We start from the raw sequence: 12,481 nt of genomic DNA, 5'->3' as shown, positions 1-12,481 counted from the left end.
CTATGAATACTGTCAAAATCGCCGCCTTATCCTTGAGCCTGTTTTGCGCAAGTTACGCAAGCGCAGCCACCATAAAGATTGGTACTAATCAGCAAGGATCCTTGTTCTATTCCTTAGGCGCAGCTTTATCAAAAGTGATGGTTGAGAAAACCGATAAACAATATCGTGTTTCTCCTTTTGCTGGTTCTTCTACATACATACCTATGATGAATAGCAATCGCCTTGATTTCGGATTTGCGAATGGCGGAGAAGCTACTTTTGCCTATTTAGGACAAGAGAATTTCGAGGGGCGTGAGAACAAAAATCTACGTTTGGTCGGCGTTGTTGTAGCAACCCAAACTTCTTTCGCGGTTCCCACGAACTCAAAAGTGAAATCAATCGGAGACTTGGTCGATATGCGCGTTCCTTCTGGATACAATTCTGGGAGAACTTTTCATTACTACTCCAATGCCGCTTTAGCTTCCGGCTCAGTTGATATTGAACAAACCAAAAAAGTACCAGCACCGAACTTTGTAACAGCGATTACTGCCTTAGCAGAAAACCGAGTTGATGCGGCCTTGATCCCCATGAATGTTGGCGCGGGTAAAAAAGCTATGGCGACAATGGATGGAGGCTGGCGTTATCTCAGCTTAGATAACTCTGATGCATCCAAACAAGCCGTTAGTGAAAATCTGCCCTCGGCGCGAATCGTCAGTGTTAGTCCTAGTGAGTCTAAAACTGGTGTTGTAGATGATCCTACTCACATGATCGAAGTTGACTTTTACCTACTGGCGAGTGCGGATGTCGCTGACGAGACAGTTTACGAACTTGTACAAACAATGGCATCGAACAAAGACAGTTTGAAAAGCGCGTTTGGAGCCTACGCGCGATATAACCCACAAGGCATGGTTCAAGACAATGTGGTGCCGTACCATGAAGGTGCCATCAAAGCCTACAAAGAAATGGGGATTTGGAACAAATAAAACAAACCTACCGTAATTAGAACTTTGCTAATTACGGTAGGTTATTGCACGCTAAACTTGCCAATCCTTGAGGCTATCTTCTGTGGTCATTTCTTAGCCAGCTTACTTGAACAAAGCGATTTGGAAATGACAGCGAGTTAAGCAAAACTTAGAACCAAATAAAGCTCTAGGTTTTAGTCCACAAGCTGCCCTGCTGGTCGAGCGCTACCTCCCCAGCTTAATAACCATTGCGCAAAGACATTGATTTGTGGATCAAGTTGGCGGGACTCATGATGGACCACATAATAATTATCACTACAGGACAAGGCTTGGCTGCAAGCCATCACTAACACACCACGATTGAGTTCATCTTCAATAAAATATCGTGGGACCACACTTAGTCCTAAGCCTTGCATCGCGGCGTCCACCACCAAACGAAAATGCTCCAAACGTAATCCCGGTAATGCGTCAATTTGTTCAGGGCTCAGACCCGCTTCATGTAACCAATACCGCGTTGTTGACGGACGCGCGGTTTGGTGAATAAAGGGGTAATTTAGTACATCAATCGGTGAGACAACCGGCCCATAGCGCTCAAACAAACTTGGACTACAAATAGCGACCAAATTTTCAGGCATCAAAAACTGCGACTGCATTTCCGGCCACTTACCGTCCCCACACAAGATCCCAATGTCGTATCCATCACGCTGAGTGTACAGCTGATGCACATCGGTGATAATTTCGGTTTCAATCTCCGGATACAAACGCTGAAAGTCATGCAGTTTTGGAATAAGCCAACGGGTGGTTAAGGCATCTTCAACTCCAACCACTAAACGGCCAGAAATTTTCTTTCTTAGCTTTGCGGTCTGCAACTCGAGTTGCTCGAGTATTTGAGACACTTGAGCGGCGTAGTCACTACCCGCTTGCGTAAGCTTCAAACGCTGTTTAACCCGTTCAAACAGCTCACAACCTAACGATTGCTCTAACTTTTTGATTTGTCGGCTAACGGCGCTTTGAGTCATAAACAACTCTTCTGAAGCTCTGGTGAAGCTCAAATGTTTGGCCGCCGATTCAAAACAGCACAGCGAAATCATTGATGGCAATTGACGTTTCATAAGCAGAGCAACTCAAGTTCATGCGTTTTTGGAATGAACTAGTCAGAATAAGTCATTATCGTCATGAATCAAACTACTCTAGAGTAAAACTTCACTTTTTCGCGCAACAACTACGCAACCTTTGCGAGTTTTTGCTGGCTGAATACAAGTGAAGCTTAAAGTGCGATGGGTCAGGAAGACTTGTTAGCGTTTTGAAAGACCCGATGTTGTAGGGCCAATTACATTGAAATTGAGGAAGCAACATGAGTAATAAATTCACACGTCGACATATTATTAAATCAGGTACAGCGCTTGCTGCTGCGATGGCAATGCCATCTTTAGTCTTTGCCAGCCAAGATAAAAAATTCCATGGTAAAACTATACGATTGCTAACCTGGTCAGACAATACCGGTAAAGCAATTGTGGACCATATCGCGAAGCCTTTCGAAGAACTCACAGGTGCTAAAGTCATTGTTGATCGTACCGGCAGCACCTCGGAAATGGTTGCCAAACTGCGCGCTGTGGGTGACAAAGCACAGTACGACATTATTACTCTTGCTGGCGTTGGCGCTGTAGAGTTGGCTAAAGATGGGGTGTTAGCCAAACCCGATCTCAACAAGCTCCCAAATTTAGAACAAGTAGACCCGCGCTTTAGAACCGGAGCAGATGGTCACGGTATTGGTTATCTACTTTGGACCGGTGGTTTGATATATAACACCAAAACTTTTGCCGAGCCGCCTCGCAGTTATGGTCAATTGTGGGAAAAACAGCATGACGGCCGTTTATTCCTGCCGCCATCAACTTGGACAGATGCGCTTGATACCATTGTAGCTACAGACAAGCTACTTGGTGGTAATGGCGCTGCAGTTAATGTTGACCAAGCTTTTAGTAAATTAGCAGAACTACAGAGTCGCATTCTAACCTTCGGTGAAAATCCTACCCAAATCGCTGAATTGTTCCGCGCCGATGCACTCGATATTGGCGGTGTTTATGCACCAGCTTTTTACGCCAAAGAATTAGCAGATCCAAATTCAAACATGGGTGCAACCTACGACCTTGATGAAGGCTTCTTTGCCGATCTGATGTACACCATTATGCCGAAATCAAAACCTGGTGAAGACGATGTGGTGCATGCCTTTATGAACTTTACCTTAGATGCAAAAGTGCAAGGTATTATGGCTGAAGCAGTACTTAATGGTCCGATTAACCAGCAAGCAAAAATGTCAGATGCCGCTAAAGCCAGTCCGTTTATTGTGAAGCCGGAACAACTCGGCAGTACCGCTATTGTTCACGACAAAAATTATATTGCTGATGTCCGTGAAGATTGGATTAAGCGCTACACCCAAACCTTATCTTAATGTTGCCAAGATAGAGAGCAATGACGCTCTCTATCTAAACTTGCTTTAAAAAGTCGACTACCATTGAGATGTAATGTAGATGTCTAAAACCAAGATTTTATTACTCTGTTTCCCCGCGCTGTTAACGATCACTCCATTCCTAGCAGCGTGTTTTTTCATTTTTCGATTTTCATTTTCCGCCAATCAAGGCGCTATTGAAGGCTTCTCATTTACGCCCTACCTTGAACTAGCCGATCCATTCTTTATTCGCTCACTGCTAACCACCTTTAAACTGGCATCCTTTAGCACCGTAATTGTGATTGTTCTAGCGATTCCTTTAGCCTTGGTCATGGCAACCGTACAAAAACCTTGGCTACGACGCTTATTAAGCGTGGCGATATTAATGCCGATGATTTTGAATCTTCTAATTCAAAGCTACGGCTGGATTATCTTGTTAGGTCCAACAGGCGTACTTAACACCAGTTTGCGTGAGCTTGGGCTGATCAGCCGTCCCATCATGCTGTTGTTTAACGAAAGTGGGGTGTTACTTGGCTTGGTCCAAACCGCCTTGCCTTTGGCGGTATTTCCTATACTGACCGCCACCCGCAATATTTCTGAAGAACACATAGAAGCGGCATGTGTGAACGGCGCAAGTCATTGGCGCTGTTTTTTCGACATCACCCTCCCTTTGCTAAAGCCAGGCATTATTAGTGGCGCATCCATTGTGTTTGCTTATAACGCCAGCGCTTTTGCCATTCCACTATTGCTAGGCGGTAGGCGAGTTCAAATGCTCGGCGTCGCGATCCGCGATTATATCTCGCCCTTGTTTAACTGGTCCGGAGCAGCAGCAGCCGGCATGGTGCTCATTGCACTAACGATTGGGGTATTGGCTCTCGCCAACTACTTAACCCAGCGCTGGACGGTTACGGAGTATCAATCATGAGAGTGGGTATTATTCCGCAGCAAAGCGGCGGCAGTTATAAGTTCACCATTTATCTGCTTGCTAGCTTGGGATTACTAATAGCAACCCTGCCGGTCATCATTATTGCATTGATGTCTTTCTCTGCCGCTGAGACCACCAGCTTTCCACCACAGGCCTACTCACTGCGCTGGTATATCAAGATGTTTGAGCTATTTCAGCCCAATGGCGAAAATAGTGACGCCTCATTGCAAATCGCCTTGCTTACCAGTCTTAAGGTTGCGGCATTAGTCATGCTGATTGCCAGCGTGGTTTGCGTGCCATTAGCTTATGTTTTGGTGCGCTCAGGTGGGCGACTTAAGAATGGCATGGAATTACTGTTCACCCTGCCCTTGGTGTTCCCATTGGTCATTCTAGGCATCGCTTTTTTATTGATCGCCGAGAGCCTCGATTTAGAGCTTGGGATATGGCGTTTGGTGATTCCACATGTAGCGCTGGTGCTGCCATTTGTACTGCGCAATTGCGTTGGAGCCATGTCTAGTATTGATATTGAGCTTGAACAAGCAGCTATATCTTTAGGAGCCTCACCCCTGCGCGCAGGCGTAGACATTGTGGTTCCCTTAATGAAACCCGGCATTATTGCAGGCTTGGTATTTGCGCTAATCATCTCATTTAACGAGTTCACCATTACCTATTTCATGTACACCGTTGATGTCACCACCTTGCCCATTTGGATGTACAGCCGCACGGTTTCATCTTTAGATCCGTCAACCTTGGCCATCAGCTTTGTCATTGTGCTTATCGATTTAGCCTTAATTCTTCTCATCGACAAGTTATTAGCCGGTCGCAACAGCTTGCTTTAGCTTCGAGGAAACTATGAACTTACACTTAGAAATTGACGCCGTTAGTAAATCCTTTGGTCACGTAAGCGCTTTGGAAGATATTCACGTGAATGTCGAGCGCGGCTCTTTCGTTTGCTTGTTAGGCCCTTCAGGCTGCGGAAAAACCACCTTGTTACGCATTATTGCCGGCTTTGAGCGTCAATCTTCAGGCCACTTGCGCCTTAACGGCAAAGACATTAGCACCGTGGCACCGCACCGGCGAAACTTTGGCATGGTGTTCCAGTCTCTGGCCTTATTTCCGCATATGAATGTGGCACAAAATATTGCCTATGGGCTGAAGCTGCGTGGCATCAAAGGGGCCAAACAGCGCGAGCGGGTTGATGAATTACTGCATGTGATTAGCTTGCCAGAGATTGCCGATCGCCCAGTATCGGCCTTAAGCGGTGGCCAACGTCAGCGGGTAGCGATTGCCCGCGCACTGGCGGTACAACCTGAAGTATTCTTGCTCGACGAACCACTATCAGCCTTAGACGCTAAACTGCGCGATAATATGCAAATTGAACTTCGCCAGTTGCAGCAACAATTTGGGGTAACGACTGTATTGGTGACGCATGACCAAACCGAAGCGATGATGCTCGCCGATCAGCTCGTGGTATTGGACCGAGGCCGAGTACAACAATGCGCGCCACCGTCCGAGGTTTATCGCAAACCCGCCTCAGCCTTTGTGGCTGACTTTCTGGGCTCTGCTAATATCGTACAAGCCAAGGCCAATGCTCATGGCAGCCACGAGTTGTTTGGGCAAGTCATTCAGCTAAAAAACAAGTCCAGTCAGTCCCACAGCGTTGAACTCGCACTGCGAGCTGAAGACATCCAGCTCAAAGCTAGTGACGTCAATGATATTGAGGCCAATGGCGAAATTATAATGCTGCGCGATCTCGGGCCAAGCATGGAAGCCATTGTTAAGTTTGAAGGCAATCAGATTAGGGTCCGTAGCAATGATCCCGAACTACGTTTATTGGAACTCGGGAGGCAGGTTTCACTGCAATTTGACCCCAATCGCTGTATTGAATTTGCCTAGTGCTGTTGTAAGCAAATTAAACGCCGTAAATAGTACCGGCTAGAATAAAAAAAACCCGCTAAAATAGCGGGTTAGTATCTTTTTAGCGTTTAATTTAACGCTTTAATGCATTACCTGATCTAGAAGGGTAACCGCGACAATAATTCACATCGAACAGATGGGTGAGTGAGTGAGACAAATACAAATCCTTATTTTATATAGGTTGTGAGCCAAAATCACCAGCAACCTCCAATCACAAATCAAACAAATGTACAATTAACTTGATTTAATGGCGTTCCAGTTAGTTTTTTTAAATAAATCAAGCAATTCACCAAGGGGACATCTTGCGCAAACCCCGTCGTTAATAATTGTAATGCTTTCTAACTTTTCGCTCACCTTCGCCGAAAACAATCACTGAAATCCGCTGATAAACGTTTCGGTGAAGGCTTTTAAGCGTTCGCCAATTCTAGGCAAAATAGTGCGGCGTGTTTTGAAGGTCATTTTCTCGGTGATTAGCTCGGCTATGTCGTCTGACTTCAAGCCTTCTACGTTTAATCCGCTCTCTATGTCAAAAACCATTTCATGTAGTTTTTCTGAATTTAGGTTTTCTTCCAGGGCGATATTTTCAAGCTCTCTTTGCTTTTTTTCTTCAATGTATTCATCAAACTCTTGGGCCTGTACCAAACCTTGTACGCTTTGCTCAATGAAGCCTTCAATGAGTTCTCGTTTACTGTGAAGTGTTGGCTCAGAAGCAAGTAGGTTTGCGATAACCTGACGTTTCTTAGCTCTAGCGTCATCACATGGCTCTTCAAGCATGGTTCGAAGAAGGTGGAGTATGTAGCTCACATTTACGTTGTCACGTTGGAGTAGCTCTAATTCGAAGTCTATATCAGCAAGGATTGACTCTTTATCTGTAGGGTTGCCTTTTAACTCTCGTGCTAAATCACCGTACTTAGAAGCGTAATCAACGAACTCTTGTTCTGAGATACCTAGCGCTTCAATGTCAAAATCGCTAAATGTCTCAAGTTGGTTCTTCAGGCGTATCAAGATACGGAACTGTTTGATGAACCCTGCTTGCATGTCTTCATCTGGCAAGTCATCAACACTTTGAACATCTGGCGCTATTTCTCTTAACGCTTCAAGCGCTTTGGCGAAGTCTTCTGTCAAACCGTCAAGGTCAGGTACTTCGATATACTCTGTTGGCTGTTTATTCGAAAACAGAGTAAAGGCTTCGTCGGCTTGCGATTTCAAGTTGCGGTAACACATCACGTTTCCGTGAGATTTCACCGTTCCGTTTAGTCGATTGGTACGAGAGAAAGCCTGAACTAAGCCATGATGTTTGAGGTTCTTGTCGACGTAGATAGTATTAAGTCTTGGCGCATCGAAGCCCGTGAGAAACATGTTTACTACAAGCAAAATATCCACTCCGCCATTCTTGGTTCGGTTGGAGAGATCCTTGTAATAGTTGTAGTAGCTGTCGGTATCTTGGGTCGAAAAACTCGTGCCAAATTGTTCGTTATATTCACCAATATACGAATCTAGCTTGTCGCGGCTGTGTACTTTGGCATTGGCTTCAGATAAGCCCTTAACATTGACTTCACCTTCATATTCTTCGGCTTCGTTGACGCCATAGCTAAAGATAGTAGCGATATTGAGCTTGTGCTTACCTTCGGCCTTGAGTGCCTTAAAGGTGTCGTAGTAGGTGATTAAATCGGGAACACTCGCCACACACAGCATGGCATTAAACTTGCGTTTGGTCTTATGCCCATGGATACCAATGATGTGCTCACAGACTTGCGTTATCCGCTTAGGAGAGCTGAAAAATTCTGCAATATCTATACTAGAGACATCTACATCTAAGCCAGTTTGTTTGTACTTTAACTTGCCGTAATACTCAATTGCAAAAGGCAGTACGTTGTCATCTCGAATCGCATCGACAATCACATAACTGTGCAGGCGCTCACCAAACAGATCTTTGGTAGTTCTCTTTTGCACGCCCTTACCTTCGACCTTTTTAGCACTAGCGTTATCAGCAAAGATAGGTGTGCCAGTAAAACCAAAGAGCTTAGCTTTATCGAAGAATTCGACAATATTCTGATGGGTCTCACCAAACTGACTGCGGTGACACTCATCGAAAATAAAGACCACTCGCTCTTGGCGCAGATGTTCAATTTGCCCTTTAAAGCGAGGCTTGGTGATCAGGTTATTAAGCTTTTGTATAGTCGTGATAGTTAGCTTATTGATGCGATTAACGTTATTGCTATAGATTGGTGAGTATTCTGCGACTTGCGGTAGTGTTTCATTATCTTCGGCATTATTACCGTTAGCAGGCGTCGATTTCTTTGGTATAGGTCGAGAACCGAGGAACTGGTTTAACAGACTCTTGGTGTCACCGGTACTGTCGACACTGCCTTTTAGGAAGGCATCAAACTCTTTGGCGGTTTGGTAGTCGAGGTCTTTACGGTCAACAACAAATACCACTCTATCTACGTTATCGAGCCTCGATAATATTTGAGCAGTCTTGAAACTGGTTAGGGTCTTACCACTGCCTGTGGTATGCCAAATATAGCCATGTTTATCACTGGTCATTACTTGTTCTACAATCGCTTCTACTGCGTAGAACTGATAAGGGCGCAGCACCATTAAGAATTTGCCGGTCTCGTTTTGAACGATGTAGCGACTGAGTATTTTCGTAAGATGCTTTTGGTTTAAGAAAGCATCGGCAAACAGGGGTAGCGCATTAATCTTTTTGTTGTCAACATCCGTCCAGTGGAAGGTTTGCTTAAATGACAACTCACGGTTATTTGAGAAGTATTTGGAATTTACACCATTAGATATCACAAACAACTGTATGTATTGAAATAACCCACCCTCTGCACCAAAAGAATGCTTGGCGTAGCGTTTTATCTGGTTAAACGCCTCCGCCATTTCAAGGCCTCGTTTTTTAAGTTCTATCTGCACAAGAGGCAAGCCATTCACCAAGATAGTGACGTCATAACGGTTCTCATACTTACCACGCATGGTGACTTGGTTGGTGACTTGGAAAATATTCTTTGAGGCATCGGTATTCAATAAAGTGAGGTAGCTGATGATGCCATCGTCATGCACTACATCTACCCTACCTTTGAGGCGTTTGGACTTGTCGAAGAAGTTGCCTTTTTCAAGGCTAATGAGCACATTCTCAAATTCACGCATCGTGAGCGTTAGCTTATTCGCTCGCTCAAGCTGCACCTTAAGGTTAGCTTTAAGCGCGGTTGCATTTTCTATCTTGATTGGTTCAAAATCAGCTGCGGTAAGCTGCGAGATTAAGTCTTTTTCAAGTATTGCTTCTGGTTGTGTGCTCATTTTGTCCCTTACAAGAACATCTGTTGTAATAAGCCTTTTTTCCACTCTTTGGCTGTTTCAAGCTCAGAGTTCACTAGGTCAATTTTCTGCTCTAACAAAGTTAGAAAACTAGCTATTTTGTTTTGTTCGTTAGTGCTTGGAAATAATACACTGTAAGTTTTCAATTGAGGCGCTGTTAGTTGAGGGACTCCCGTACTCTCATTGTATATATTTAATTTATTTATAGTTTGCTCAAAAAACTTAAGATTAAGTGCAAATTGTGGTTTCAACACCAATAGTCGAACTATGGGGTAAAAAGCTTCATTCCTATACAGGGCATTACCTAAACTGCCCCGCCCCGATACTGTAATGCATGGTTGATCAACCTTATATACATCAGAGTATCCATACAGCCCTTTATTCGTTTCTGCATTGGCAAATACTGGGTACCTAAATTTATCCGTTCTTACTTTGTTTGAATGTTTTTTGTCTACATCACCACCTGCTGAGATAGAAAATACCTCACCCAACTTCTTCTCTTCCCAATCAGGAAATTCATTACCATCGTCGGCTTTGAATCGTAACGTGGGTGGTGTAAAGGTCAGCTGACCGTCTTGCTCGTGCCACTTGCCATTAAACAACTGCTGCATCACCCCCCGTTTGTATTCGGTCAGCTTGTCTTTTTTCCCTGACAATAGCCCAATCTTTTCATCGACCTTTGATAAGAATGAAGCGATTTTTTGTTGTTCTGGGAGGGTTGGCATTTCAACTGGAATATCTGCAATATCTGCTTGTCCAATTGTTGTCATGGTGCTTTGTTTACCTCGGCGAATAAGACGAGTTCTCATAGGCCATGTTCTAAGCTTATAAGATAAGTATGTCGGATCAACTCGTGAAAGGGCTGGACTTAATTTCATTAAATGCCCGTCATAAGTAATATCGTTCGATCTGGATAAACAAACATTAGAATAGGCGATACCACTAGGTACTATTGATGACCGAGTAAAGAAAATGTCACCATAACGCACCATGTTTTTTCCGAACTCTTTAGCACCTATATCAAGTAACGTTAATTTTCCAGTATCGACATAATCAGTTTCATACATATCCTTTACATTGATCAAACGGTATCCAGACCCTACTTTTTTGGGATCGTTAAATACACCATTAGATATACCATCTTCTGATAGTTCTATTAATTTTAGAGTCTTTGGCTGCTCGGAAAAATCTCCAAACCTAAGCTTCGGCACATTCATTTGTTCAGTCATAAAATACCTACACCTGCTCTTTATTTAAAGGAAAGGGCGCTTTGATATTAAGCTGAGAACAGAAATCAGCGATATCTTCATCCACTGAGTGCATCTTGGTTTCAAGCTCGGTTAGGTCTGTTGCTACCGCATCAAGATCGACTGCATCTTCTTCTTCAAAGGTGTCCACATAACGAGGGATATTGAGGTTGTAGTCGTTCTCGGCGATCTCAGACAGCTCCGCAACATGCGAATATTTATCTGCTTTTTCTGGCTCAAGCTGTTCACGCTTACTGTAGGCTTCAATGATACGGTCAACATCACTATCACGCAGGTGGTTTTGCGCTTTGCCTTTTTCGAAGTGGTTAGATGCATCAATGAATAAGACGTTATCAGCGTGTTGGCGAGTCTTCTTGAATACAAGAATACAAGTCGGAATGCCCGTACCGAAGAAGATACCCGCAGGTAAGCCAATCACTGCATCAAGATAGTTTTTGTTCTCGATAAGGTGCTTACGAATATGCCCTTCAGCCGCGCCACGGAAAAGAATGCCGTGAGGAACAACAACCGCTAGTGTACCTGTCTCGTTTAGCTGGTGAACCATGTGCAGTACAAAAGCAAAGTCTGCCTTAGTTTTAGGTGCAAGCTTACCGTAATCAGCAAAACGCTCATCGTTTAAATGCAGGTCATTTGCACTCCAGTTAGCAGAGAACGGAGGGTTGGCAACCACAGCATCAAAACGCTTATCCAAGTGCATTGGGTGCTCTAGGGTGTCGTCGTTCTTAATATCGAACTTATCGTAACGCACACCGTGCATCAGCATGTTCATGCGAGCAAGGTTGAAGGTACTTGGATTTTGCTCTTGTCCACAAAACTCAAGGTTAGTGCTTTTCACTTCCCTTGCTACACGCAATAGTAATGAACCAGAACCACAGGTTGGATCGTAAACGGATTTCACATCACGCTCTTCACCTTCACAAGAGAGGCTCACTAACTTCGCAAGGATTTTAGAGACTTGTTGAGGGGTATAAAACTCGCCAGCTTTTTTTCCAGCGCCAGAGGCAAACTGACCAATCAGGTATTCGTAGGCATCACCTAATAGATCGATTTCGGTGTTATCGATTTGAAAATCAATGTTCTCTAAGTGAACCAACACTTGGCAAATAAGCTTGTTACGTGCGTCTGGGTTCTTACCAAGCTTGCTAGAGTTCAAGTCGAGTTCTTCAAACAGTCCGTTGAAGTCATCGGCAGAATCAGCAGAGGTGGTGGATTGCTCAATGTCGTTAAGCACACGGCTTAGCTCATCAAGAACGAACTCAGATTTCTCGCCACGCTTAGCAAGGCTTGAGAATAGCTGTGTAGGGGCAATAAAGTATCCAAGGTTCTCGACACACTCATCACGTAGTTCTTTAATCAGTTCATCATCAGTTTGTACGAACTTTATGCCATCCTCGGTTAGCAGTTCATCACAGTAACGATTCAGTTTGTCTGATAGGTACTTGTAGAAGATAAGCCCTAGAATGTAATCACGGAAGTCGTCGGCTGACATATTGCCACGCAAAGTATTGGCGATATTCCAGAGCTGTTTTTGTAATTCTTGTTGGTGTTCACGAACCATGATGCGCCTATTTGATTAGCTCAAATTATTAAGTAAGGGCATTGTAGCTGATGTTACTACTTAAAGATCTAAAATCAGTATCTAGTTGTGAATGTCTCGATGAGA

The 12,481-nt window shown here is 44.1% G+C and carries 9 protein-coding genes; 5 read left to right on the top strand and 4 right to left on the bottom strand.

From position 1 onward, the window contains the following. Positions 1–2: 2 nt before the first annotated feature. The gene (locus tag DBZ36_RS17015; RefSeq protein WP_120356168.1) at positions 3–962 is read left to right on the top strand and encodes a TAXI family TRAP transporter solute-binding subunit; all 960 of its coding nucleotides are present in this window, start codon (positions 3–5) and stop codon (positions 960–962) included. Positions 963–1,135: 173 nt separating this feature from the next. Here DBZ36_RS17015 and DBZ36_RS17010 read toward each other — a convergent pair whose 3' ends face one another. Then, positions 1,136–2,053 carry a LysR substrate-binding domain-containing protein gene (locus tag DBZ36_RS17010; protein ID WP_199711911.1) on the bottom strand — a complete coding sequence of 306 codons (918 nt, stop codon included), beginning with the start codon at positions 2,051–2,053 and terminating at the stop codon, positions 1,136–1,138. Between the two features lie 242 nt (positions 2,054–2,295). Between DBZ36_RS17010 and DBZ36_RS17005 the strand changes: the two genes are divergently transcribed. From DBZ36_RS17005 to DBZ36_RS16990, 4 genes are all read left to right on the top strand, one after another. Beyond that, positions 2,296–3,390, top strand: a complete 1,095-nt coding sequence (locus DBZ36_RS17005; protein WP_120356167.1) for an ABC transporter substrate-binding protein — start codon at positions 2,296–2,298, stop codon at positions 3,388–3,390. A 79-nt stretch (positions 3,391–3,469) separates the two neighbouring features. Beyond that, positions 3,470–4,312: an ABC transporter permease gene (locus tag DBZ36_RS17000; protein ID WP_120356166.1), complete on the top strand. Its 843-nt coding sequence runs from the start codon at positions 3,470–3,472 to the stop codon at positions 4,310–4,312. After that, a complete protein-coding gene (locus DBZ36_RS16995) occupies positions 4,309–5,151 on the top strand; it encodes an ABC transporter permease (protein ID WP_120356165.1) in 843 nt (280 codons plus the stop codon). Before DBZ36_RS17000 ends, DBZ36_RS16995 begins: the two co-directional genes overlap by 4 nt. Positions 5,152–5,164: 13 nt before the next feature. Continuing rightward, complete coding sequence (locus tag DBZ36_RS16990) at positions 5,165–6,208, top strand: ABC transporter ATP-binding protein (protein WP_120356164.1); 1,044 nt, start codon at positions 5,165–5,167, stop codon at positions 6,206–6,208. Positions 6,209–6,598: 390 nt separating this feature from the next. On the opposite strand, the gene DBZ36_RS16985 is transcribed toward DBZ36_RS16990, so the two are convergent. The 3 genes from DBZ36_RS16985 to DBZ36_RS16975 are packed head-to-tail and all read right to left on the bottom strand — an operon-like array spanning position 6,599 to position 12,376. After that, positions 6,599–9,532 (bottom strand): type I restriction endonuclease subunit R, encoded by a 2,934-nt coding sequence (locus DBZ36_RS16985; RefSeq protein ID WP_120356163.1) that lies wholly within the window; start codon positions 9,530–9,532, stop codon positions 6,599–6,601. Between the two features lie 8 nt (positions 9,533–9,540). Then, positions 9,541–10,779 (bottom strand): restriction endonuclease subunit S, encoded by a 1,239-nt coding sequence (locus DBZ36_RS16980; RefSeq protein ID WP_120356162.1) that lies wholly within the window; start codon positions 10,777–10,779, stop codon positions 9,541–9,543. Positions 10,780–10,786: 7 nt separating this feature from the next. After that, positions 10,787–12,376, bottom strand: a complete 1,590-nt coding sequence (locus DBZ36_RS16975) for a type I restriction-modification system subunit M (protein WP_120356161.1) — start codon at positions 12,374–12,376, stop codon at positions 10,787–10,789. Between the last annotated feature and the right edge of the window lie 105 nt (positions 12,377–12,481).

It is taken from the genome of Alginatibacterium sediminis (assembly GCF_003610775.1).
GTDB lineage: Bacteria > Pseudomonadota > Gammaproteobacteria > Enterobacterales > Celerinatantimonadaceae > Alginatibacterium > Alginatibacterium sediminis.
The sequence above is the reverse complement of the archived record's forward strand: the minus strand, read 5'-3'. Positions and strand labels throughout refer to the sequence as shown.

Coding starts and splice junctions, on each gene's coding strand:
- DBZ36_RS17015 (WP_120356168.1), top strand. CDS start 3: ATGAATACTGTCAAAATCGCCGCCTTATCCTTGAGCCTGTTTTGCGCA.
- DBZ36_RS17010 (WP_199711911.1), bottom strand. CDS start 2,053: ATGAAACGTCAATTGCCATCAATGATTTCGCTGTGCTGTTTTGAATCG.
- DBZ36_RS17005 (WP_120356167.1), top strand. CDS start 2,296: ATGAGTAATAAATTCACACGTCGACATATTATTAAATCAGGTACAGCG.
- DBZ36_RS17000 (WP_120356166.1), top strand. CDS start 3,470: ATGTCTAAAACCAAGATTTTATTACTCTGTTTCCCCGCGCTGTTAACG.
- DBZ36_RS16995 (WP_120356165.1), top strand. CDS start 4,309: ATGAGAGTGGGTATTATTCCGCAGCAAAGCGGCGGCAGTTATAAGTTC.
- DBZ36_RS16990 (WP_120356164.1), top strand. CDS start 5,165: ATGAACTTACACTTAGAAATTGACGCCGTTAGTAAATCCTTTGGTCAC.
- DBZ36_RS16985 (WP_120356163.1), bottom strand. CDS start 9,532: ATGAGCACACAACCAGAAGCAATACTTGAAAAAGACTTAATCTCGCAG.
- DBZ36_RS16980 (WP_120356162.1), bottom strand. CDS start 10,779: ATGACTGAACAAATGAATGTGCCGAAGCTTAGGTTTGGAGATTTTTCC.
- DBZ36_RS16975 (WP_120356161.1), bottom strand. CDS start 12,376: ATGGTTCGTGAACACCAACAAGAATTACAAAAACAGCTCTGGAATATC.